Below are 23,778 nucleotides of genomic sequence, written 5' to 3' on the forward strand. Positions count from 1 at the left end.
CCCGCTCCGGCGTCGTACCGATGGATTAGGGTGCCCGACCATGGCCGTACCGGAATCGCTGTCGTTGGCCCAGGCCCGGCGGGTGGCGCTGGCCGCCCAGGGCTTCGCGGACCCGGCGCCCACCGGCGCGCCCACCCGCCGGCACCTGCGCCGGGTGCTGGACCGGGTCGGGCTGATCCAGATGGACTCGGTGAACGTCCTGCAACGGGCGCACTACCTGCCGCTCTACAGCCGGCTCGGCCCCTACCCGACCGCGCTGCTGGACACCGCCGCCTACCGCCGCCCCCGCGAGCTCTTCGAATACTGGGGGCACGAGGCGTCGCTGGTGCCGGTCGGGCTGCACCCGGCGCTGCGCTGGCGGATGGCCCGGGCCCGGGACGAGGCCTGGGGCGGGATGCGCCGGATCGCCCAGGAGCAGCCGGAGCTGGTGGCCTGGGTCCGCGACGAGGTGGCCGCCCGGGGGCCGCTGACCGCCGCCGAGATCGAGCACGACGCGCCCCGGGAGACCGGCAACTGGGGCTGGAACTGGTCGGCGGTCAAGCGGGCGCTGGAATACCTGTTCTGGGCCGGCGAGGTGACCGCCGCCGAGCGCACCACCTCCTTCGCCCGCCGCTACGACCTGCCGGAGCGGGTGCTGCCGCCGGCCGTGCTCGACGCGCCCACCCCGACCGAGGCCGACGCGCACCGCGCCCTGGTCGCGCTCGCCGCCCGCTCGCTCGGGGTGGCGGCCGAGGTGGAGCTGCGCGACTACTTCCGGCTGCCGCTGGCCGGTGCGCGCCGGGCGATCGCCGAGCTGGTCGAGGCGGGCGAGCTGACCCCGGTCACCGTCGCGGGCTGGCGGCAGCCGGCGTACCTGCACGCCGACGCCCGGCTGCCCCGCTGGGTGCGCGGCAACACCCTGGTCAGCCCGTTCGACCCGGTGGTCTGGGAACGGTCCCGCACCGAGCGGCTGTTCGGCTTCAGCTACCGGATCGAGATCTACGTGCCGGCCCCGCAGCGGGTGCACGGCTACTACGTGCTGCCGTTCCTGCAGGGTGACCGGTTCACCGCCCGGGTCGACCTGAAGGCCGACCGGAAGGCCGGCGTGCTGCTGGTGCCGGCCGCCTGGGTGGAGCCGGGCGCCGACCCGGGGGAGACCGCCGTGGCGCTCGCCGCCGAGCTGTACCGGCTCGCCGGCTGGCTGGGCCTGGACGCGGTCGCCCCGCCGGCGGCCGGGGATCTGGCGGTCCCGCTGGCCGCCGCCCTGGCGGGCGTGGCGGGTGTACGGTGAGCGCGTGACGAGCGTTGACCGGCCCGCCGCCCCCGGGCAGGAGCAGCCGCCGGCGTGGTCGCCCGAGCCGGGGCAGCCCGGCCCGGCCGAGGCGGGCCAGCCGGCGCCGGTCGGGGCCGGTCAGCCGGCCGGGGCCTGGACGGCCGAGGCGGGTCAGCCCCCGCCGCCCGCCTGGTCCTACCCGTATCCGGCCCCCGAGCCGGACCGGTTCACCCGGTTCGTGCTCCGGCTGCACGACCGCGCGCCGCGCTGGGCGCTGCCGCTGGGCGCGCTCGCCTGCGTCGGCATGGGCATGGCGTACGCCCTGCTCAGCGACCCCACCCGCAGCGACCCGGACGCGGCGCCGAGCTGCCTGCTCAAGCTCACCACCGGGCTGGACTGCCCGGGCTGCGGCGGCACCCGCGCCCTCTGGTACGTGCTGCACGCCGACCTGCCGGCCGCCGCGCGGCACCACTTCGTCTTCGTCTTCGCGCTGCCCTTCCTGGCCTACCTCTTCGTGGCCTGGGCCGGAAAGCAGGCGTTCGGCTGGCGGCTGCCGCAACTGCGGCTCGACAACCGGGTGATCGCCGGCTTCCTGGTCGGGTGGCTGGTCTTCTCGGTGGCCCGCAACCTGCCCTGGGCCCCGTTCACCGCCCTCTACGTCTGACATCCGCCCCGAGGCGGACGTGGGCGCGTTCACGGCGGCGCGCCCAGGTTTCGCCTCGGGCCCACCGGCCACTACAGTCGCAGGAATGCCGGAGATGGTGCAGCCCCAGGTCAAGCTGATCGCGTGGACCCAGTTCGAGGCACCCGACGAGGTGCCGTGGTCGACCGACGCCGAGGGCGGTCAGGCCCTCGCCGAGTTCGCCGGCCGGGCCTGCTACCAGTCCTGGAAGAAGCCCAACCCGGCGACCGCGACGAACGCCGGCTACCTGGCGCACATTCTCGACGTCGGCCACCTGTCGGTGCTGGAGCACGGCTCGGTGACCTTCTACTTCTCCGGCGTCTCCCGGTCCTTCACCCACGAGCTGATCCGGCACCGGCACTTCTCGTACTCCCAGCTCTCCCAGCGGTACGTGCCGGAGCGGGACGCGGCGATGGTCGAGCCGGGGGTGATCGCCGACGACCCGGAGCTGCACAAGAAGTTCGTCGAGGCGACCGAGGCGGCGGTCCGGGCGTACACCGAGCTGCTGGCGGGCCTGGAGGCCCGGTTCACCGACGAGCCCAACCCGACGCTGCGCCGCAAGCAGGCCCGGCAGGCGGCCCGGGCGGTGCTGCCCAACGCCACCGAGACCCGGATCGTGGTCACCGGCAACTATCGGGCCTGGCGGCACTTCGTCAAGATGCGCGCCACCGAGCACGCCGACGTGGAGATCCGCGAGCTGGCCGTGGAGTGCCTGCGTCAGCTCTCACGCGTGGCGCCGAACGTCTTCGCCGACTTCGTGATCAGCAAGCTGCCCGACGGCACCGAGGTCGCGGCCAGCCCGCACGCCGAGTGACTCCTGAACCTTCCCCACCGGCCGCCCGACGGTCGTCCGCTAGGTTGATGACATGACGCACGACCACCCTGCCGCTTCGCAACGAGGCGTGTCGCGTCCGTTCGGACGAGTGATCACGGCGATGGCGACCCCGTTCACGGCCGACGGTTCGCTCGACCTCGACGGCGCCGCCCGGCTCGCCGCCCACCTCGTCGACGAGCAGGGCAACGACGCGCTGGTCGTCAACGGCACCACCGGCGAGTCGCCCACCACCACCGACGCGGAGAAGGAGCGCCTGATCCGTACGGTGGTGGAGGCGGTCGGGGACCGCGCGCAGGTGGTGGCCGGGGTGGGCACCAACGACACCCGGCACACCATCGAGCTGGCCGCCGCCGCCGAGAAGGCCGGCGCGCACGGGCTGCTGGTGGTGACTCCGTATTACAACAAGCCGCCGCAGAGCGGGTTGCTGCGGCACTTCACGGCCGTGGCCGACGCCGCCGGGCTGCCGATCATGCTGTACGACATCCCCGGCCGGTCCGGGGTGGCCATCGCCACCGACACCCTGGTGCGCCTGGCCGAGCACGACCGGATCGTCGCGCTCAAGGACGCCAAGGGCGACCTGACCGCGACCTCCTGGGTGACCAGCCGCAGCGACCTGGCGGTCTACAGCGGCGAGGATTCGCTGACCCTGCCGCTGCTGGCGGTCGGCGCGGTCGGCGTGGTGGGCACCTCCACCCACTTCAGCGGCCTGGACACCCTGCGGATGATCGAGGCGTACGAGGTCGGCGACATGGCCGGTGCGCTGGCCCTGCACCAGCGGCTGCTGCCGCTGTACACCGGCATCTTCCGCACCCAGGGCATCATCCTGGTGAAGGCGGGACTGGCCGCCCACGGGCTGCCGTCCGGCCCGGTGCGCCCGCCCCTGGTGGACGCCACCGCGGACGAACTGGCCCAGCTGCGCGCCGACTGCGCCGCGGCGGGCCTGGCACTTCCTGAATGATCAAACGACACGACGGACGCCGGGTGACGGCGTCGCAGAATGAGGTGGACGCGTGACCGAGGCGCACTTCGAGGGTGAACTTCCCCCGCCGCTGCCGGAGGGCGGCCTGCGGATCATTCCGCTCGGCGGACTCGGCGCCATCGGCCGGAACATGACCGTCTTCGAATACGACGGCAAGCTGCTGATCGTCGACTGCGGGGTGCTCTTCCCCGACGTCGAGCAGCCCGGCGTGGACCTGATCCTGCCCGACTTCGGGCCGATCCTGGACCGGCTCGGCGACGTGCAGGCGATCGTGCTCACCCATGGGCACGAGGACCACATCGGCGCCGTACCGTACCTGCTCGCCCACAAACCGGACATCCCGCTGGTCGGCTCCCAGTTCACCCTGGCCCTGGTCGAGGCGAAGCTGGCCGAGCGGCGGATCCAGCCGTACACGCTGACCGTCCGGGAGGGCGGCCGGGAGCGGCTCGGCCCGTTCGAGTGCGAGTTCTTCGCGGTCAACCACTCGATCCCGGACGCCCTCGCGGTGGCCATCCGGACCGGGGCCGGCCTGGTGCTGCACACCGGCGACTTCAAGATGGACCAGCTCCCGCTGGACGGCCGGATCACCGACCTGGCCGGCTTCGCCCGGCTCGGCGCCGAGGGCGTCGACCTGCTGCTGTCGGACTCGACGAACGCGGAGATCCCCGGCTTCGTCACCCCGGAGCGGGAGATCGGGCCGGTGCTCGACTCGATCTTCGCGAAGGCCAAGGGGCGGATCATCGTCGCCTCGTTCGCCTCGCACGTGCACCGGGTGCAGCAGGTCTTCGACTCGGCGGTCGAGCACGGCCGCAAGGTCGCCCTGATCGGCCGGTCGATGGTCCGCAACATGGGCATCGCGCGTGACCTGGGCCTGCTGAACATCCCGCCGGGCCTGGTGATCGGGATCGAGGAGGCCACCACCCTCCCGCCCGAGCAGATCGTGCTGATGTCCACCGGCTCGCAGGGCGAGCCGATGAGCGCCCTGGGCCGGATGGCCAGCGGCGACCACCGGCACATCACCATCGCCCCCGGCGACACCGTGGTGCTGGCCAGCTCGCTGGTCCCCGGCAACGAGACCTCGGTCTACCGGGTGATCAACCGGCTGGCCCGGGCCGGCGCGGTGGTGGTGCACAAGGACGTGGCCAAGGTGCACGTCTCCGGGCACGCCCCGGCGGGGGAGCTGCTCTACCTGCTCAACGTGACCCGGCCGAGCAACCTGATGCCGGTGCACGGCGAGTGGCGGCACCTGCGCGCGCACGCCCGGCTCGGCATCGAGTCCGGCGTCGCCGCGGACCGGGTGGTGCTGTGCGAGGACGGCGACGTGGTCGACCTGGTCGAGGGCCGGGCCAGCCTGGTCGGGCACGTGAAGAGCCGCTACGTCTACGTCGACGGGCTCGCCGTCGGCGACGTCAGCGAGTCGCTGCTGACCGAGCGGCGCATCCTCGGCGACGGCGGCTTCATCGCCACCACCGTGGTGGTCGACTCGGTCACCGGCAAGGTGGTCGGCGGCCCGACCGTCTCGGCGAAGGGCTTCTCCGAGGACCCGGAGGCGTTCAACCCGGTGGTCCCGCTGGTCACCGAGGCGCTCAACCGGGCCGCCGCGGACGGCATCACCGACCCGCACCAGCTCCAGCAGATCGTCCGGCGCACCGTGGGACGTTGGGTCAACGACAAGTACCGGCGGCGGCCGATGATCGTCCCGACGGTCGTCGAGGTCTGACCTTCCACCGCCGCGCACGCCGGTCCACCGTCCGCGGTGGGCCGGCGTCGTCGCTTTCCGGGTACGCCCCGACACGCTCCGCCGAAACCGCCGGCCCCTGCTCAACCGATCGGCGTCCGTCTCCGTACTCCGGTCCGGCCGGCGTGCCCGCGCGGGCCGGGAGGAGCGTGGCGGATGGACCGCAGACGGATGACAGCCATCGGCGTCGTACTGGCGGCGGCGGGACTGACGGCGGCGGTGACCCTGCCGACCTTCGCCGGTGAGCGCGCCGCGCCGCCGGCCGGTGACCGGGCCGGCGCGGTCGCCGAGGACGCCCCCGAGGTGGTGGCGGCGCTGCGGCGTGACCTGTCGCTGACCCGGGAGCAGGCGGTGCGCCGGCTGGCCCGGGAACGGTGGGCGGCCGGCACGGTCGGGAAGCTGCGCGCCGAACTCGGCGCCGGCTACGGGGGGAGCTGGCTCGGCGACGACGGCGCCACCCTCACCGTCGCGGTGACCGACGCGGCCGGGGCGGAGCGGGTACGGGCCGCCGGGGCAGTGCCCCGGCAGGTGGCCCGTGGGGTGGCCGAGTTGGACGCGATCAAGCGCCGGCTCGACGCGGCGGGCGCGACGGCCAGCCCCGACGTGGCCGGCTGGTACGTCGACGTGGCCGACAACGCGGTGGTGGTGCTGGCCCGGCCGGGCGCCGAGTCGTCGGGCCGCCGGTTCGCCGCGGCGGGCGGCGGATCCGGCGACGCCGTCCGGGTGGCGCCCTCCACGGAGGCGCCCCGGCTGCTGTTCGACGTGCGCGGCGGCGACGCGTACTTCATCAACAACGCCGGCCGGTGCTCGGTCGGCTTCTCGGTGGTCGGCGGCTTCGTCACCGCCGGGCACTGCGGCCGGCCGGGGGACCGCACCACCGGGGCGAACCGGGTCGCCCAGGGCACCTTCCGTGCGTCGTCCTTCCCCGGCGACGACTGGGCCGTGGTCGAGGTCAACGGCGACTGGACGCCGCAGGGCGTGGTGAACGACTTCAACGGCGGCACGGTGCCGGTGAACGGGGCCACCGAGGCGCCGGTCGGCGCGTCGGTCTGCCGGTCCGGCTCGACCACCGGCACCCGGTGCGGGGTGATCCAGGCGAAGAACGCCACGGTCAACTACCCGGAGGGCACGGTCACCGGGCTGACCCGCACGAACGTCTGCGCCGAGCCGGGCGACTCGGGCGGCGCCTGGCTCTCCGGCGACCAGGCGCAGGGGGTCACCTCGGGCGGCTCGGGTGACTGCACCCGCGGCGGGGTGACGTTCTTCCAGCCGGTCACCGAGATCCTCCAGCGCAACAACCTCACCCTGGTCACCGCGGCCGGCCAGGCCCCGCCCGCCGACCCGCCGGCTGGCGGTGGAGCCACCGCCCCGCCGGCCGCCAGCACCCCGCCGGCCGCCAGCACCCCGCCGGCCGGCGACGCGGCCGAATGCACCGGCCAGGTGAGCCGGTCCGGCCGGATCGCCGCCGGACGGGTGCAGGTCCAGCCGGACGGCCGATTCTTCCGGACCTCCGGCGGCGGCCTGCGGGCCTGCGTCTCCGCGCCGGACGGCGTGCTGGCCGAGGTGGAGCTGCAACGCTTCACCGGCAGCTCGTTCCGGACCGTCGCCCGCGCCGACACCAGCGCCGGCCCGGCCCGGCTGACCGCCGACGTCCCGGCCGGCGCCTACCGCTACCGGGTGGTCGGGCTGGCCGGCGCGGGCGCGTACACCCTGGCGTTCTCCGCCGGCTGACCCGGCTGCGGACCGCGGCCCCGTTCCCCATCGCCCGGGGCGGGGCCGCGCCGCGGAGGGCTGGTCGGGTGACCGCACGACGATGTGAAGTCGCCCCGCCCCGGGGTGCGCTGGCCCGGAGGGCCGGCCGGCTGCGGCGGCACTGGCCCCGAGCCGGGCCGGGCGCGAGACCCGCCGGCCCGGGAAGGCCCGCCCCACCGCGGGGCCACGGTCCGGGAAGGCCCGCCCCACCGCGGGGCCACGGTCCGGGAAGGCCCGCCCCACCGCGGGGCCACGGTCCGGGAAGGCTCGCCCCATCGCGGGTCCAGGGTCCGGGAAGGCTCGCCCCATCGCGGGCCACGGCCTGGAAGGCCACTGAGCCGCCGCTGAGCCCGCCGGCTCGGAATGCCGGCCGGCGGCGGGCGCGCCGGCCAGGAGCCGGCCGACCCTCGTCCGCGCCCTACCAACTTGACCTCACAAACGAATCACCGACCCCGTTCTTTGCCGCAAACCGGCGCAACCGAGCCAGCGAGTGATTCGTTCACGACATCAAGTTGGTAGGGCGCGAGGAGCACCCCCCCGGTCCCGGCGATGACCCGCCCGGCGGCCCCGCGCCCGGCAGCCCCGCGCCCGGCAGCCCCGCGCCCGACAGCCCTCCGCCCGACAGCCACCCGCCCGAGCCGACGGACGCGGGGCCAGGCACCCCGGAGGCGGTGCGTCCGGTCACCGCAACCCTGCCGCCCGGCCGGCGGACGGGTCCCGCTCAGGGCAGCGCGGCGACCGCCTCCGCGTAGCCCGTTCCGGTGGTGACGGCGGCGGTGAGCAGCACGGCCAACTGGGCCGGCGCCACCCCGTACGCCAGGTCGACGGTGACGTCACCGGCCAGCACCAGCTCGCCGTCGTGCTCGTGCACGTACGCCTTGGGCAGCAGCCGGTCGTGGTTCCAGGCGTTGCAGAACGCGTACGCCTCGGCCCGCCGCGCGGCGGCCAGCCGCCGGTCGGCGACCACCCGGGCGTGCAGCACCTCCCCGCCCGGGCCGGCTGGCCGGAACCGGATCGTCGCCGCCCCCCACCGCCCGGTCACGGTCCCGCCGTCGGAGGTCCAGTCGTCGCCCCGGCGGTCCAGCGCGGCGCCGATCATCGCCAGGCTCAGCGGCGTCACCCCGGCCGGCTCGTCCGGCTCCTCGTCCGGGCGCAGGTCCCCGGCCGGATTCTCGGCGGGCAGCGGCACCGGGGCGGCGAGCGGCCGGGCGGCCAGCCAGGCGGCGATCCGTCCGGACTGGTGGCCGGTGCCGTTGCGGGCGTCGAAGCTGCCGGCCAGCCGGGTGGCCCGGGCCGCCAGCTCGGCGCCGAGCGTGGCCACGTCGACGCCCCGCCGCGCGCCGGCTCCCGGCACCGGTCGCCCGCCCAGGCCCGCCTCGACCGCCAGCCCGCAGAGCAGCGCGCCGGCCGCGGCGAACTCCATCGCCACCAGGTCGTCGGGGCTGTCGGCCAGCCGGGGCAACTGCTCGGCGAGGATGTCCAACCCCCGCTCCAGGTGCCCGCCGAGCGCGCAGAACCGCAGGTGGGCGGCGAGGTGCGGCAGCCCGGCCCGCTCCCGCCGATGCCGCCGGTACGCCCGGACGTGGGCCCGCGCCGCCTGATCCGCCGCGCCGGCACGCAGCCACGGCAGCAGCCCCACCGCCAGGGCCTGCTCGGGCTGGTCGGTGCAGGACAGCTCCCCGTCGAGCACCGGCCGCAGCGTGTCCAGCGCACCGGCCGGGTCACCCCAGCCCGCCACCAGTTGCGCCTGGCGGACCAGTCCACAGGCCGGGCAGCCGCCGGCCGGTTCGCCGGCCGCTCGGTTCGGGTCGGTGGGCAGCCGTGCGGCGCCCGAGCGGTGCCGCCGCCAGCGGGCGTACTCGCGCCGGGCGGTCGGCTCGTCGCCGAGGTGGTCGGCGAGCCGGCAGCGCAGCTCGGCGACCAGCGCGGAGTCCGGCTCGGAGCGCCGGGCCAGGTCGTCCAGCAGGGACCGGGCCGCGTCCAGGCCGGCGCGCGGGCTGCCGAACGCGCCCTCGATCGCGTACCGCTGGTAGCGGCGCAGCGTGCCGGCGTCGGCGGGCGCGTCGCCCAGCAGCCCGGGCGCCCGGTCGACGGCCGTCAGGCAGCGGCGTACCAGGTCGGGCAGCCGCCACCACTCGCCGTGGTGCAGGTGGGTCTCGATCAGTGCGAGCCGGGCCGCCAGGGCGGTACGCGCGTCGCCCTGCGCGTCGGCCCGGGTGGCGAGGCGCTCCAGCGCGGCCTGCCGGGCCGGCCCGTCCGGCTGGTCGCGGGCGTCGGCGAGTGCCTCGACCGGTCCCCGGTCGCGGGGCGGGATCACGGGCGGGTCCCGCCCGGCAGCCCGTCGACCGCCGCGGCCAGCTGGCAGCCGGCGGTGACGCCCCGGTCCAGCAACTGGCCGAGCTGGTGCGCCGTCACCCCGGCCTCCAGGTCGGTGACGGTCTCACCGCAGACCACCGCCCGGCCGTCGTCGCCGACGTGCACGTACGCCTTGGGCCAGAGCCGGTCGTGGTTCCAGGCGTTGCAGAACGCGTACAGGTCGGGGACCCGTTCGATCGGGAAGGCCGCGGCGGCCACGGCGCGGACCTGGAGCAGCTCACCGGCCTCGCCGAGGCGCAGGAACCAGATCAGGCTGTCGTCCCAGCGGCCCACCAGGTCACCGTCGGCGTCGGTCGTCACCAGGTGTCCCCGGGCCCCGAGCACGGCGGTGAGCAGCTCCCGGGTCAGTGGACGCAGGGCCTGGACCGGCCCGGCCAGCGGGCCGTCGGGACCGTCCTCGAACTCCGGAGAGGCCATCGGGCACCCCTTCTGAGGCGAATAACACAACGGGCGGCGCAAACCGTGCTGCGACACGCGGACACGACCCGGATAGCGGCGATCCACCGGGTGCCGCCGTTACGGTGACTCTATGGCGGGCCGTACCTCTCAGGCGAGCCGGCGGCGCGGCGCGTCGTCGCGCAACACGAACAGCCGTGCCCGCACCCCGGCGAAGAAGGCCACCCGGGCCAACGCCCGGCGGCGGCCGGCGGCCCGGCCGGGGCCGGCCGTCTACGTCGGACGCGCGGTCGGCGCACTGTGGATGGGGCTGGCCCACGGCGTCGGCTGGGCGGTGCGCGCCGCCGGCCGGCAGGCCGCGTCCGCCCGGGACCTGGACCCGGAGCACCGCCGCGACGGCGGTGGGCTGCTCCTGTTCGGCCTGGCCATCCTCAGCGCGGTGGCGATCTGGTTCTCCGGCGCGGGCCCGCTCGGCGCCCGCCTGGCCGACACGGTACGGCTCTTCCTCGGCGCCATCGCCGTGGTGGTGCCGGTGCTGCTGATGATCGGCGCCTGGCGGCTGATGCGCGCCGCCCCCGACCCGGAGCACCGCGGTCGCGGCCTGGTCGGCTGGGGTTCCATGCTGGTCGCCACCGCCGCGATGCTGCACATCGGGCAGCACCCGGTGGACCAGGTGCAGCGGGACTACGCGGGCGGCCTGATCGGCGCCGGCGTCGGTGACCTGCTGGCGGGGGCGATCACCGCCTGGGTCGCCATGCCGCTGCTGATCCTGCTGCTGGTCTTCGGCCTGCTGGTGGTCACCGCCACCCCGATCAACAAGATCCCCGAGCGGCTCGGCATGCTGGCCGGCACGCTTGTCGCCCCGGACGGGACGGCCGGCGCCGAGACGGCGGAGCCGGTCGAGAAGCCGGCCCGCCGCCGGCCGGCCAAGCGGCTGCCGCCCCCGGTCGACCTGGACGACCCCGACGACCTGTCCGGCGAGGAGATCGACCTCCAGGACACCCTGCCGCTGCCCCGCAAGCGGGTCCCGGCCGCCCGCAAACCGGCGGAGCCGCCGGAGCACTCGCCGCTGCCCACCCGGGCCGAGCAGCTCGCGCTCACCGGCCTCGCCGGTGACTACACGCTGCCGCCGGCCAACATCCTCGGCACCGGGGCCGCGCCGAAGACCCGCAGCAAGGCCAACGACGAGGTGATCGCCGCGCTGACCGGCGTGTTCGACCAGTTCGACGTGGACGCCGCGGTCACCGGCTTCACCCGCGGTCCCACGGTCACCCGCTACGAGGTCGAGCTGGGTCCGGGCGTCAAGGTCGAGCGGATCACCCAGCTCTCCCGCAACATCGCGTACGCGGTGAAGTCGCCGGACGTGCGGATCCTCAGCCCCATCCCGGGCAAGAGCGCGGTGGGCGTGGAGATCCCGAACACCGACCCGGAGAACGTGTCCCTCGGCGACGTGCTGCGCTCGCGGGCCGCCACCAGCGACCACCACCCGATGGTGGTGGCGCTCGGCAAGGACATCGAGGGTGGCTTCGTGGTGGCCAACCTCGCGAAGATGCCGCACATCCTGATCGCGGGCGCCACCGGCGCGGGCAAGTCGAGCTGCCTGAACTCGCTGCTGGTCTCCATCCTGACCCGGGCCACGCCGGACGAGGTGCGGCTGCTGCTGATCGACCCGAAGCGGGTCGAGATGACCGGCTACGAGGGCATCCCGCACCTGGTCACGCCGATCGTGACAAACGCCAAGAAGGCGGCGGACTCCCTCGAATGGGTCGTCCGCGAGATGGACATGCGCTACGACGACCTCGCCGCCAACGGGGTCCGGCACATCGACGACTTCAACCGCAAGGTGCGCAACGGCGAGATCAAGGCGCCGCCGGGCAGCGAGCGGGAGCTGCGCCCGTACCCGTACCTGCTGGTGATCGTGGACGAGCTGGCCGACCTGATGATGGTCGCGCCGCGCGACGTGGAGGACTCCATCGTCCGGATCACCCAGCTGGCCCGGGCCGCCGGCATCCACCTGGTGCTGGCCACCCAGCGTCCCTCGGTCGACGTGGTGACCGGCCTGATCAAGGCGAACGTGCCGTCCCGGCTGGCCTTCGCCACCTCCTCGCTGGCGGACTCCCGGGTCATCCTCGACCAGCCCGGCGCGGAGAAGCTGCTCGGCCGCGGCGACGGCCTCTTCCTGCCGATGGGCGCGTCGAAGCCGATCCGGATCCAGGGCGCCTGGGTGACCGAGCGCGAGATCACCGATGTGGTGAAGTTCTGCAAGGACCAGCGCGAACCGGAGTTCCGCCAGGACGTGCTGACCGTCGCGCAGGACAGCAAGAAGAAGATCGACGAGGACATCGGCGACGACCTGGACCTGCTCGTGCAGGCCGTCGAGCTGGTGGTCACCTCGCAGTTCGGCTCGACCTCGATGCTCCAGCGCAAGCTGCGGGTCGGCTTCGCCAAGGCGGGCCGGCTGATGGACCTGATGGAGACCCGGGGCGTGGTCGGCCCGTCCGAGGGTTCCAAGGCCCGCGACGTGCTGGTCAAGCCGGACGAGCTGGAGGAGGTCCTGGCCGGCCTGCGCGGCGCCGATGAGTGACGGCGAGCGGACGGCGGTCGTGGCCGACCCGGACGGCAGCCGGGCGCTGCTGGCGGCCCGGCCGGTCTGACCGGATGAGCGACGCGAGGGCCCGCCGGTTTCCCGGCGGGCCCTCGCGGAGTGCGGTGCCGCTCAGTTGTTCAGGATCGCGGCGGCCAGGGCGATGCCGATCACCGCGCCCACCACGCTCGCGGCGGCGGCGTACCAGCCCAGCGGCTTGTCGCCGAGGACGGCGCCGACGACGCCGAGGATCACGCCGAGCACGCCGAAGATCAGCGGGGAGATGAAGATCGCGAGCGCCGCGAAGACGAAGCCCACGATGGTGCAGATCCGGGCGGCGTTGCTGCGCGGGCGGGCGGTGGTGTGCATGTCGGCCATGACGTCCTCCGTGGATCGAGAGCCTTGTGATGGTGGGTCGGGGCGATCACTACCCACTGCGGCCTCGCGCTACGCATCCGTTCCGATACACCCCATCGGGGCGGCTACCGGACTCAGTGGAACAGCTTGAGCCCGACCACCCCGGCCACCACCAGGGCCAGGCAGGCGATCCGGGGCAGGTTGGCGGGCTCACCCAGGGCCAGCATGCCGACCAGCGCGGTGCCGACCGCCCCGATGCCGACCCAGACCGCGTAGCCGGTGCCGACCGGGATGTCGCGCAGCGCGTACGCCAGGCCGGCCATGCTGGCCACCAGCGAGACGCCGAAGACGGCGGTGGGGACCGGGCGGCTGAAGCCGGCGCTGCGGTCCAGGGCGATCGCCCACACGGTCTCCAGCAGTCCGGAGAGCACGAGCACGATCCAGGCCATCACGAATCACCCCTGACGGGACAGGCCCGGCCACCGGGGCCGGGACGGGTGGTCACACCGGGGCGTCTTGGCCTGACCGGGTACGCCACCACTCGTCCGGGGCGAACACCGTCGCCACTGGCGAAGCTAGCACCGACGCCGGCCTGCGGTGCGGTGACGAAGCCCACCTCGGGTGGAGTTAACGCGAACTTCAGGTTGCACCATGGGCGGCATGACCCTGTTCCTCTCCGACGAGGACGTCACCGCCGCGGTCGACGCCCCGCTCGCCGTGGCCGCCATGCGCGACGCCCTGCTCGCCGCGTACGAGGGGCGGCTGATCGCCCCGCCCCGCGCCGCCGCCCCGCTGGGCGGGGGCCGGCTGGTGCTCACCGCCGGTCACCTCACCGGCGAGTGGTACGGCTTCCGCTCGTACGACACCTTCGGGCACCCGTACGGCGAGCAGCTGGTGGTGCTGCACGACGCCGGCAGCGGCGCGGTACGGGCCATCGCGGTGGGCGAGGAACTCGGCTCCCGGCGTACCGGGGGACTGGGCGGGGTGGCGGTGGACGCGCTGGCCCGCCCGGACGCGGCGACCCTCGGCGTGGTCGGCTCCGGGCGGCAGGCGTGGACCCAGGTCTGGGCCGCCGCCGCGGTCCGCCCGCTGCGCGAGGTGACCGTGCACAGCCGCTCGGCGGCGCGCCGGGAGGCGTTCGCCGCCCGGGTCCGGTCTGAGCTGGGCGTGCCGGCCCGCGCGGTCGGCACGGCAGCCGAGGCGGTCCGGGACCGGGACGTGGTGGTGCTCGCCACCACCAGCGTCACCCCGGTGCTGGCCGCCGCCGACCTCGCCCCCGGCACCCACCTCAACGCGGTCGGCTTCAAGCAGGTCGACCGGCACGAGTTCGGCCCCGACCTGCTGGACGCCGCCGACCTGCTGGTCACCGACTCGCCGGCGCAGGCGGCCGGGTACGTCCCGCCGATGCTGGCCGCCGTCGAGCCGTACGCCGGGCGGCTGCGCGACCTGGGCGCGGTGCTGGCGGGGGCGGTGCCGGGCCGGACCGGCGCGGACCAGATCTCGGTGTTCTGCTCCACCGGCCTGGCCGGCACGGAGGTCTTCCTGCTCGACCGGCTGGCCCGCCGCACCGCCCCGGCGCGGTGACCGCCGTCGCACCGGCCCGCGCCCGAAGTGTTAACAGGGGGCCCTTCCGCTACCGAATGCGTTAACAAGGGCACCCTCCTTCCACCCGGGCCTCGCCGGGGGGTGCGGGGCGGCCCGGTACCCTCGGGTGGTGTCTGCCACCTCCCCTGCCACCCCCGACGGCCGTCGCGTCGCCCTGCTGACCCTGGGCTGCGCCCGTAACGAGGTCGACTCGGAGGAGTTGGCCGCCCGGCTGCACGCCGACGGTTGGCAGGTGACCACCGACGGCGAGGGCGCCGACGTGGTGGTGGTGAACACCTGCGGCTTCGTGGAGAAGGCCAAGCAGGACTCGATCCAGACGCTGCTCGCCGCCGCCGACACCGGCGCCAAGGTGGTCGCCGCCGGCTGCATGGCCGAGCGCTACGGCCGGGAGCTGGCCGACAGCCTGCCCGAGGCGCAGGCGGTGCTGAGCTTCGACGACTACCCGGACATCGCGGCCCGGCTCGACGCGGTGGTGGCCGGCGAGGCGATCGACGCGCACACCCCGCGCGACCGGCGTGAGCTGCTGCCGCTGACCCCGGTCAAGCGGCGGGACGCCGCCGTGTCGCTGCCCGGGCACGGCACCCCCACCCGGGTCGCCCCGGAGACCGACGAGCACACCCCGGCGCACCTGCGCCAGGTGCTGCGGCACCGGCTGGACACCGGTCCGGTGGCCTCGCTGAAGCTGGCCAGCGGCTGCGACCGGCGCTGCGCGTTCTGTGCCATCCCGGCGTTCCGCGGGGCGTTCGTGTCGCGTACCCCGGACGAGCTGCTCGCCGAGGCGGAGTGGCTGGCCAAGACCGGCGTCCGCGAGCTGGTGCTGGTCAGCGAGAACTCCACGTCGTACGGCAAGGACCTGGGCGACCCGCGGGCGCTGGAGAAGCTGCTGCCGCAGCTCGCCGCGATCGACGGCATCGTGCGGGTGCGGGCCAGCTACCTCCAGCCCGCCGAGACCCGGCCCGGCCTGGTCGAGGTGATCGCCACCACGCCCGGCGTGGCGGCCTACTTCGACCTGTCGTTCCAGCACTCCAGCGAGCCGGTGCTGCGCCGGATGCGCCGGTTCGGCTCCACCGACCGGTTCCTGGAGCTGCTCGCCTCGGCCCGGGCGCTGGCCCCGGAGGCGGGCGCCCGGAGCAACTTCATCGTCGGCTTCCCCGGCGAGACGAAGCAGGACGTGGCCGAGCTGGTCCGGTTCCTGACCGAGGCGCGGCTGGACGCGATCGGCGTGTTCGACTACAGCGACGAGGACGGCACGGAGGCCGCCGGGCTGCCCGGCAAGGTCTCCGCCGCCACCGTCAAGCGCCGGTACGACCGGCTCGCCGCGCTCGCCGACGAGCTCTGCTCGCAGCGGGCCGAGGAGCGGCTCGGCTCGACGGTCGAGGTGCTTGTCGACTCGGTCGCCGACGGCGTGGTGGAGGGCCGGGCGGCGCACCAGGCGCCGGAGGTGGACGGCTCGACCACGCTTGTCGCGCCGGTGGGCGGCGGGGTCGACCTGGCCGCGCTGCGCCCGGGCGACCTGGTCCGGGCGACGGTCACCGGCACCGAGGGTGTGGACCTGGTGGCGGTGCCGGATGAGATGATCTCGGCGGCGCCCGGCGCGACCCGGTGACGGCGGGCCCGGACGGAGCGGGGGAGCCACGTGGTGCGGTGCCGGATTCGCCACGGCGGCCGGGCGAGGGTGCCCCGATGACCGGGGCGACGGACTCCGCCGTGCCCCCGGTGCCGGTGTTCAACGCCGCCAACGGGCTCACCCTGCTGCGGTTGGTGCTGGTGCCGGTCTTCGTGGCGCTGGTGGCCGTCTCCGCGATGACTCACCCGGGCTGGCGGGTCGCGGCCTGCCTGGTCTTCGTGGTGGCCTCGTTCACCGACCTGGTTGACGGCTGGATCGCCCGCCGGTTCGGCCTGGTCACCTCGGTCGGCAAGGTGGCCGACCCGATCGCCGACAAGGCCCTCACCGGCGCCGCGCTGGTGCTGCTGTCGCTGCACGACGTGCTGCCCTGGTGGGTGACCGTGGTGATCCTGGCCCGCGAGCTGGGCATCACCGCGCTGCGGTTCTGGGTGATCCGGCTCGGGGTGATCGCCGCCAGCCGCGGCGGCAAGGTCAAGACGGCGCTCCAGGTCCTGGCGATCGTCTGGTACCTGTGGCCGATGCCGGCCGCCCTGGTCCCGGTCGGTCCGTGGATCATGGGGGCCGCCGTCCTGGTCACGCTGGCCACCGGCGTCGACTACCTCGTCCAGGCGTGGCGCCTGCGCCGGCCGGTCGCCTGATCCCCGGGCCGCGCGGCTGCCAGGATGGGGAGGGCGGCGGGGAAGGGAAGCAGGCCATGGAGACGGACGCGAACCACCGACGGCCCGCCGGCAGCCCGGCGGCCGGGGTGGTGCACAGCCTGGCGGAACGGCACAAGACGCTGGCCACGGTCGAGTCGCTCACCGGCGGCCTGCTCGCCGCCGCGATCGTGGAGATCGCCGGGGTGAGCGGCGTCTACCGGGGTGGTCTGGTCACCTACGCCACCGAGCTGAAGGCCGAGCTGGCCGGCGTGCCGGGCGACCTGCTGGCCGAGCGCGGGCCGGTGGATCCGGACGTCGCCGTGGCGCTCGCCGAGGGCGGGCGCCGCCGGTGCGGGGCCGACTGGGGGCTCGCCACCACCGGGGTGGCCGGGCCGGAGCCGCAGGACGGCAAGCCGGTCGGGCTGGTCTACGTGGCCGCGGCCGGTCCCACCGGCAGCACCGTGCGCCGGCTGGACCTGGACGGCGGCCGGGATCACATCCGCGCCGCGGCGGTGATCGAGGCGCTGCGGCTGCTCGGCGAGCAGCTCCACGGGCCCGACCCGGCCGCCGAACCCCCGGCGGCGGACGCTCCCGACGGCCGTGCCGCGTCGGCCGGCGCGGGCCGCCGGTAGGCCGGCGGATGCGGGCGCCCGGCAAACCGGAGGGGCGGGGTGGGATGTCGACGGGGCCGGCACCGGGTACGGTTGCGGGAAGGCTCCGCCGATCAGTTCGGCGCCGGAGCGGTCCGCCGCGTCCGGCCCGGCTGCGGCGCGGCGAGACCCGTCAGGGGGAGGTGCAATGGTCCTGCTACGCCGTGTGATCGGGGACGCGCTGCGGGCCCGGCGCCAGGGGCAGCACCGCACCCTGCGTGAGGTCTCCTCCGCCGCCAACGTCAGCCTCGGTTACCTCTCCGAGATCGAGCGCGGCCAGAAGGAGCCCTCCAGCGAGCTGCTGGCCGCCATCTGCGACGCCCTGGGCGCCCGCCTGTCCGAGCTGCTGCGCGAGGTCAGCGACACGGTCGCGCTCGCCGAGCAGATGCCGGGGGTGCTGCTGCCCGTGCAGGACGAGCCGGTCGAGACCGCGCCGGTCGTGGCCAAGGCCACCAACCGGAGCGTGCGCCAGGTCAGCTCGGACGGCAAGGTCGCGGTCTCGGTGCGGCAGGAATCGCCGCTCAAGGCCACCCTGCGCAGCAGCCGGGTGCGCCCGGCCGACCGCGACGTGGTGTGCGCCGCCTGATCCACCCGCGCCTCGTGGCCGCGCTGGTGCCGACCGCGTACGGTTGATCGCAGCCGCTGCGACGTCTCCGCTCCCCGGGTACGGATGCCGCCCTGGCGTCGGCCTGGGACGATGGACGCATCGCGGGCGGCCGGTCCGACTGGCCGGCGAGGCCGAGCGACGCTACTGAGGGGATACCGCGGAGATGGCGAACCCGTTCGTCAAGGGTTGGAAGTACCTGATGGCGCTCTTCGGTGCCCGGATCGACGAACACGCCGATCCCAAGGTGCAGATCCAGCAGGCCGTCGAGGAGGCGCAGCGCCAGCACCAGGCGCTCGTCCAGCAGGCCGCGGCGGTGATCGGCAACCAGCGTCAGCTCGAGATGAAGCTGTCCCGGCAGATGTCCGAGGTCGAGCGGCTCCAGTCGATGGCCCGGCAGGCGCTGGTCCTGGCCGACCAGAACCGCGCCAAGGGCGACGACGCCGAGGCCGGGCGGTACGAGCAGTCCGCGCAGACCCTGGCCACCCAGCTGGTCTCCGCCGAGCAGGCCACCGAGGACCTGAAGACCCTGCACGACCAGGCGCTCGGCGCCGCCGCGCAGGCCCGCCGCGCGGTGGAGAACAACTCGATGATCCTCCAGCAGAAGCTCGCCGAGCGCACCAAGCTGCTCAGCCAACTGGAGCAGGCCAAGATGCAGGAGAGCGTGGCCTCCTCGCTGGAGTCGATGTCGGCGCTGACCGCCCCCGGCAACACCCCCTCGCTGGACGAGGTGCGGGACCGCATCGAGCGCCGCTACGCCAACGCGATGGGCCGGGCCGAGCTGGCCGGCAACTCCGTCGAGGGCCGGATGCTGGAGATCCAGAAGGCCAGCCTGGACACCGCCGGCTCGTCCCGGCTGGAGCAGATCCGGGCCAGCATGGCCGGTGAGCAGCTCGCCGGCCGGCAGGAACAGCCCGCCATGGAGCAGCAGCGCACCGGGTCCGCGACGCCGGCCGCCGACCCGGCCGCCGCCGCCCGGCTCGACGAGCTGCGGGCCAGCATGTCGCGGGAGCGCAACACGGGGGACACCACAGCCACCGGCTGAGCCGGCCGGTCGAGGAGGTACGCATGGCGGACGAGCGGGCGAAACACTTCCGCCGACTGCGGCGGCTGCGCCGCTCGGCACGACGGTGGAGCGTGCTGGCCGGCGGGCTCGGCGGGGCCGCCGCCGTGCTCACCCCGTACGCGGGGATCGGGCTGGGGGACGCGGCCTGGGCGGGCGCGGCGGGCGGCGCGCTGGCACTGGCCGCCTGGCGCTGGGCCGACCTGCGTGCGCTCGCCGCCCAGCCGGCCCCGCCCGAGCTGAACCCGGCCGAGGTCGCGGCCCGCAACCGGGCCCGGCTGGTGGCCGCGGTGGAGCGTCTGCCGGTGGGCCCCGGGGTGCTGGCCGAGGTGCGCCGGGTCCGGTCCCGGATGGCGCTGCGCGGCACCGGGGCGGCGGAACCGTTCGCCCGGCTGGACCGGGCCGCGCTGACCCTGGCCGGGATGGCCGGCCGGCTGACCGGCCCGGCCGAGCCGGCGGTACGCGAGGCGGCCACCGCCGACGGGTCGCTACGCGATCTGGCGTTCCGGGTGGCCGGGGTGGAACGCGCCCTGCGGCTGGCCCCGGCGCAGGCCCGGCCGTCGCTGGCCGAGGCGCACCGGGAGCTGGCCGAGCAGCTGGACAGCGGGGTGACCGCGTACGAGGGGCTGGTCGTCGCGGCGGCCGGCTACGTCGCCGAGGACGCCCGCCCGAGCGGCGAGCACCCGTCCGCGGCCCGGCTGGTCGAGGCCACCGACCTGCTGCACGGGGTGACCGCCGCGCTGGCCGAGCTGCGCGGCGTCGACGACCCGCGGCGCGCCCCGGCCGCCGCATCCTGGCCGCCGGTGGGCGGCGAGCCGCCGCGCGGCCCGGCGGCCGACCCGTGGGCCGCGACGGACCCGCTGGCTGCCGCCCCGGCCACCGACCACTGGGGCTCGGCCGGCCCGCTGCGCGCCGGTCACTGACCGCGGTCAGGCCGGGGTGGTCACCGGCACCGGGCCGGTGAACGGCGAGCTGCCCACCACGTTGTACGACCGGATCCGGTAGTGGTAGGTCACCCCGCGGGCCAGCCCGGTGTTGGTGAAGCCGCGCCCGGTCACGGTGAAGGTGGCCAGCTCCCGGGTGAACGCGGGATCGGCGGCCCGCTGCACGACGAACCCCGCGCCGGGCCCCGGTGGGGTACTGGCCGCCCAGCTCAGCGTGACGGTCGCGGTGTCCGGGCCGGGCGCGCCGGCGGCGGCCACCACGGCGGTGGGCGTCCCGGGGGCGGGCGGGGTGGCGACCGAGGCGACGGTCGACCACGGTGACGCGGCACCCAGATAGGTGGTCCGGACCCGGTAGTAGTAGCGGGTGTCCGGGGCCACCGCCGGGTCGAGGTGGTGGTCGCCGACCGGGATCGCGGTGGTGCCCGGCCCGCTGGTGAAGGTCGGGTTGGTGGCCCGCTGCACGTCTATCCCGGTGGCGAAGGAGCGGTTGGTCCAGCGCAGCGCGATCCGCAGCGGCGCGGCGGCCGGGATCGCGGCGGTCAGCCCGGCCGGTGCGGCCAGCCCCACCGAGGCGGGCACGCTGTTCGACCAGGCCGAGCAGCTCGCCGCGTTTTCGGCGCGGATCCGGTAGTGGTAGGTGACGCCGGGGGTGACGCTCGCGTCGGTGTACCGGGTCGCGGCGCCGGCCACGCTGATCGTGGTGACCCCGGAGGTGAACCCGGGCTCGGTGGCCCGCTGGAGCTGGTGGCTGGTCGCGGCGGGCCGGGACCCGTTTCCCGTCCAGGCCAGCACGATCGCCGGCAGGGCGGTGGCCGAGCCCGGCGCCGGGGTGGCGGTGAGCCCGGTCGGCGCCTTCGGTGACACCCGCAGCACCAGCGGACGGCTCATGCCCTGGTCGCGGTGGCTGCCGGACTGGCTCTGCCAGCGGTACTCCCAGCCCAGGTTGACCAGCTGGTTGGTGACCGTCGCGGGGCGGCCGTCGACCGGGCTGATCGGGGTGGCGCCGGTCCGCGCGCCGGCCGGGCGGGTCGGGTCGAGCAGCCGTACGCTGTCGCCGATCTTGAACGGCAGGGCCGGCACGACCGGGCGCAGCGCCACCACCACGTCCTCCCGCGGGTTGACCCGCAGCGTCTCCTTCCAGCCCAGCTCCGCCGGCTCGGGCGCCCGGGTGGTGCCGTCCCAGCCGACCCGGTTGACGACCTGCACGTCGCAGCCGGCCAGGTGCACCGCCTCGGTCTGCCGGCTGTTGCCGCTGATCCGCCAGAGCTGGGTGCCGTCGCCGGGCTCGCCCGGCCCGGCCGCCGGGTCGGCCACCACCAGCACCTCGGTCGCCGGGTCGGTGGGGCCGAGCGGCAGGGTGGCCGGGGTCAGCGGCCCGGCGTACGGGTGGCCCACCCCGAGCCGGCCCACCAGCCGGCCGTGCCGCGGTTCGAAGACCTGCTCCACCGCCTTCACCGCCAGCGGCAGGGTGACCGGGCCGGCCGCCCCGGCCGGGGTGAAGCTGACCGTGGTGGCGTGCGCGGAGACCACCGTCTCCCGCGCCGTCCGGCCACCGAACGCCCGGTCGTACGCCGGTTGCGGCACGATCGGCGGTCGCTGGCTCTGCGCGTACGCCCCGGGCAGGCGCTCGACGAGGCGGTCCAGGTCGTACGGCTCGGCGGGCGCGCCGGCCACCCGGAACTGGAGCAGCGTGCGGGTGTTCGGGCCGTACCCGGGGCGGGTGCCCGGCGAGCCGCCGGCCGGGCTCCGGTCGGGTGCGCCGGTGTGGTGGTCGTGGCGCGGGTCCGCGCCGGGCAGCGGCGCCGGGCAGTCGTTGTACAGGATCAGCGTGCCGCCCGGCGGCACCCGGGAGAAGTCGACGAGCACGTCGGCCCGTTCGCCGGGGGAGAGCAGCAGGGCGTGGCCGTCGACGTTGAGCACGGTCGGGTCGGTCCGGTCGTACCGGTAGCCGACCGGGCGGCTCGGCACCACCACCGGGGCGGGCAGCAGCCCGCACTCGTTGCCGATCTGGATCAGGTCCGGTCCGGCGGTCGCCGGATCGGGCACGCCCTCCTCCCGGCCGTCGGTCGGCCACCCGGCGGGGCGGTCGGGGGCGCGTACCGCCTCGACCATCGGCACCTCACCGGCGTCCGGGTCGGCGAGGCTGCCGTCGGGGTGCCACATCGGCGCGTCCGAGCCGGCCCGGTAGAGCTGGAGGTTGAGGCTGCGGTCCGCGCAGGCGTTGAGGATCCGGAACCGGTACGCCCGGGGCCGCACCGTCAGGTACGGGTAGGCCACCCCGTTCACCAGCGGGGTGTCCCCGTACGCCCCGGGCACCGCCGACGGGTGCGGCAGGTCCGGGGCCAGCGGCGGCTCGTCCGGGGCGGCCACCGGATCGTGGTGCGGGTTGGGCACCGGCCCGGCCTCGGGTCGGGGGCCGTGGGACCAGGGCCCGTACTCCCAGCGGCCGGTCGGGTTGCGGCCGCCGGCCCGCCACGGGTTCTGCCGGGGCTGGTAGACGTGCGGCCACCAGAGGCTGCCCTTGGCGCCCCAGCGGTCCCGGTCCCAGGTCGGGTCCTGGGCGGCGAGCTGCGCGTCGTCCGGCACGAACGTCGCGTCCTGGATGACCAGCGGCAGCTGCTCGGCGGGCAGCACCCCGTCGGCGACGAGGCGTTCCTCGGCCGGGTCGGTGAGCAGGTAGGGGGCCAGCTGGCCGGAGTAGGTGGTGAGCCGGGACAGCCCGAGGGTGTTGTCGTGCAGCCACATCAGCCGGCCGCTCTGCTCGTTCGGCCAGTACAGGGTGGTGGCGCCGGCCCCCGGGTCCGGCATGTCCGGCACCGCCGTCAGGCCCGGCCCGGCCGGGTACGGGGTGATCTCGCCGGCCGGGGTGACCCACTGGGTGGGGTTGCCGGCGCTGATCCAGCCGGTCTGCGCCCCGTGCAGGTGCGGCACCGCCCGGTTCTGCGGCAGCGGGGCGGGCCCGTCCAGCGGGCCGACCGCCGCCCCGTCCAGGCTGGCGTCGACCGGGAGGAAGAGCTCCCCGGCCTGGCCGGTGGGCAGCCGGTTGATGAACTTGACCCGGACCGGCCGGCCGCGCCGGGCGACGATCAGCGGGCCGGTCGGGCTGGGCCGGGCCGGCGGGGCGACCGTGTTGTGCCCGGACGGGTCGGTGCCCAGGTTGAGCTGGCGGTAGCCGCGCAGCCGGGTGGCCGGCAGGTCCGGGTGCAGGCGGTGCGCGTACTCCTGGAGCGCGATCTCGTAGTAGTCGCAGCCCGGCCAGCTGATCGTGTCCGGCACCGCGACCGGCAGCGACGCCGCCCGCCCGGCCGGATCGTCGTCGGTGGCGGGCGCGTCGGACGCCGGTACCGGCAGCGGCGCGACGAACTTGCGGAGGCCGGTGCCGGGCACCACCCGCCCGGCCGGGTCGAGCACCGGCAGCGGGCTGCCAGCGACGTTCGGCACCGGCCCGAACAGCCGGGGCACGGCCGTCGGGTCGAGACTGGCCGGCACGGGCGGGGCCTCGTCGGGGGTACGCGCGCCGGGCACGGCGAGCTGGTCACGGGCCGGGACCTCGTGGTCCACCCGGTTCGGCCGGAGTCTGCGGAACAGCACCATGGCTCTCCCCGGTGCCGGGGCGCGACGGCCACCACCCCGACGTGGTGGGCGTCCGCGCTGCTGACGGTCGGTGAGCGTGCCACCGCAGCATGCGGTGCGAAG

18 protein-coding genes, 1 pseudogene and 1 riboswitch are annotated in these 23,778 nt (G+C 75.6%); of the genes and pseudogenes, 14 read left to right on the forward strand and 5 right to left on the reverse strand.

What is annotated here, in order from left to right; translation table 11 throughout:
- Positions 1-40: 40 nt before the first annotated feature.
- The 6 genes from K7640_RS04300 (at position 41) to K7640_RS04325 (ending at position 7,217) form a co-directional block, all read left to right on the forward strand.
- A complete protein-coding gene (locus K7640_RS04300; protein WP_222953366.1) occupies positions 41-1,270 on the forward strand; it encodes a winged helix-turn-helix domain-containing protein in 1,230 nt (409 codons plus the stop codon).
- Positions 1,260-1,916: a DUF2752 domain-containing protein gene (locus K7640_RS04305; RefSeq protein WP_374198050.1), complete on the forward strand. Its 657-nt coding sequence runs from the start codon at positions 1,260-1,262 to the stop codon at positions 1,914-1,916. Before K7640_RS04300 ends, K7640_RS04305 begins: the two co-directional genes overlap by 11 nt.
- Before the next feature lie 94 nt (positions 1,917-2,010).
- Positions 2,011-2,748, forward strand: a complete 738-nt coding sequence (thyX, locus tag K7640_RS04310; protein WP_222953718.1) for an FAD-dependent thymidylate synthase — start codon at positions 2,011-2,013, stop codon at positions 2,746-2,748.
- Between the two features lie 52 nt (positions 2,749-2,800).
- Positions 2,801-3,727, forward strand: coding sequence for a 4-hydroxy-tetrahydrodipicolinate synthase (gene dapA, locus K7640_RS04315; protein WP_222953368.1), 927 nt, complete (start codon positions 2,801-2,803; stop codon positions 3,725-3,727).
- A gap of 52 nt (positions 3,728-3,779) precedes the next feature.
- Positions 3,780-5,468: a ribonuclease J gene (locus K7640_RS04320; RefSeq protein ID WP_222953369.1), complete on the forward strand. Its 1,689-nt coding sequence runs from the start codon at positions 3,780-3,782 to the stop codon at positions 5,466-5,468.
- A gap of 174 nt (positions 5,469-5,642) precedes the next feature.
- On the forward strand, positions 5,643-7,217 hold the full coding sequence (locus K7640_RS04325; RefSeq protein ID WP_222953370.1) for a S1 family peptidase: 1,575 nt from the start codon (positions 5,643-5,645) through the stop codon (positions 7,215-7,217).
- Between the two features lie 742 nt (positions 7,218-7,959).
- Here K7640_RS04325 and K7640_RS04330 read toward each other — a convergent pair.
- Positions 7,960-9,555, reverse strand: coding sequence for a YbjN domain-containing protein (locus tag K7640_RS04330; protein WP_222953371.1), 1,596 nt, complete (start codon positions 9,553-9,555; stop codon positions 7,960-7,962).
- Positions 9,552-10,031 (reverse strand): YbjN domain-containing protein, encoded by a 480-nt coding sequence (locus K7640_RS04335; protein WP_222953372.1) that lies wholly within the window; start codon positions 10,029-10,031, stop codon positions 9,552-9,554. The genes K7640_RS04330 and K7640_RS04335 overlap by 4 nt, the downstream gene beginning before the upstream one ends.
- 112 nt (positions 10,032-10,143) lie before the next feature.
- On the opposite strand from K7640_RS04335, the gene K7640_RS04340 reads away from it, so the two are divergent.
- Positions 10,144-12,594: a DNA translocase FtsK gene (locus K7640_RS04340; RefSeq protein ID WP_222953373.1), complete on the forward strand. Its 2,451-nt coding sequence runs from the start codon at positions 10,144-10,146 to the stop codon at positions 12,592-12,594.
- A 132-nt stretch (positions 12,595-12,726) separates the two neighbouring features.
- Here K7640_RS04340 and K7640_RS04345 read toward each other — a convergent pair whose 3' ends face one another.
- Together K7640_RS04345 and K7640_RS04350 are read right to left on the reverse strand one after the other, a co-directional pair.
- Positions 12,727-12,972, reverse strand: coding sequence for a hypothetical protein (locus K7640_RS04345; RefSeq protein ID WP_222953374.1), 246 nt, complete (start codon positions 12,970-12,972; stop codon positions 12,727-12,729).
- A 113-nt stretch (positions 12,973-13,085) separates the two neighbouring features.
- Entirely contained in the window at positions 13,086-13,400 is a 315-nt protein-coding gene (locus K7640_RS04350; protein ID WP_222953375.1) for a multidrug efflux SMR transporter, read from the reverse strand.
- Between the two features lie 56 nt (positions 13,401-13,456).
- A riboswitch (guanidine-III (ykkC-III) riboswitch) is annotated at positions 13,457-13,521 on the reverse strand.
- A 90-nt stretch (positions 13,522-13,611) separates the two neighbouring features.
- Here K7640_RS04350 and K7640_RS04355 point away from each other — a divergent pair.
- The 7 genes and pseudogenes from K7640_RS04355 to K7640_RS04385 form a co-directional block, all read left to right on the forward strand.
- Positions 13,612-14,535, forward strand: a complete 924-nt coding sequence (locus K7640_RS04355; protein ID WP_222953376.1) for an ornithine cyclodeaminase family protein — start codon at positions 13,612-13,614, stop codon at positions 14,533-14,535.
- A 127-nt stretch (positions 14,536-14,662) separates the two neighbouring features.
- Complete coding sequence (gene rimO, locus K7640_RS04360; protein ID WP_222953377.1) at positions 14,663-16,162, forward strand: 30S ribosomal protein S12 methylthiotransferase RimO; 1,500 nt, start codon at positions 14,663-14,665, stop codon at positions 16,160-16,162.
- Positions 16,163-16,239: 77 nt separating this feature from the next.
- Entirely contained in the window at positions 16,240-16,821 is a 582-nt protein-coding gene (gene pgsA / locus K7640_RS04365) for a CDP-diacylglycerol--glycerol-3-phosphate 3-phosphatidyltransferase (protein ID WP_222953378.1), read from the forward strand.
- A 56-nt stretch (positions 16,822-16,877) separates the two neighbouring features.
- Positions 16,878-17,453 (forward strand): CinA family protein, encoded by a 576-nt coding sequence (locus tag K7640_RS04370; RefSeq protein WP_222953379.1) that lies wholly within the window; start codon positions 16,878-16,880, stop codon positions 17,451-17,453.
- A gap of 166 nt (positions 17,454-17,619) precedes the next feature.
- A complete protein-coding gene (locus K7640_RS04375) occupies positions 17,620-18,057 on the forward strand; it encodes a helix-turn-helix domain-containing protein (protein ID WP_222953380.1) in 438 nt (145 codons plus the stop codon).
- 184 nt (positions 18,058-18,241) lie between these two features.
- Positions 18,242-19,120: a PspA/IM30 family protein gene (locus K7640_RS04380; RefSeq protein ID WP_222953381.1), complete on the forward strand. Its 879-nt coding sequence runs from the start codon at positions 18,242-18,244 to the stop codon at positions 19,118-19,120.
- A gap of 23 nt (positions 19,121-19,143) precedes the next feature.
- Positions 19,144-19,902: pseudogene (locus tag K7640_RS04385) on the forward strand (hypothetical protein); the annotation flags it as partial.
- A 165-nt stretch (positions 19,903-20,067) separates the two neighbouring features.
- Here the strand turns inward: K7640_RS04385 and K7640_RS04390 are convergent.
- A complete protein-coding gene (locus K7640_RS04390) occupies positions 20,068-23,676 on the reverse strand; it encodes a hypothetical protein (RefSeq protein WP_222953382.1) in 3,609 nt (1,202 codons plus the stop codon).
- Positions 23,677-23,778: the final 102 nt, after the last annotated feature.

The sequence above is a fragment of the Micromonospora sp. PLK6-60 genome, from assembly GCF_019890675.1.
Taxonomy (GTDB): Bacteria; Actinomycetota; Actinomycetes; order Mycobacteriales; family Micromonosporaceae; genus Micromonospora.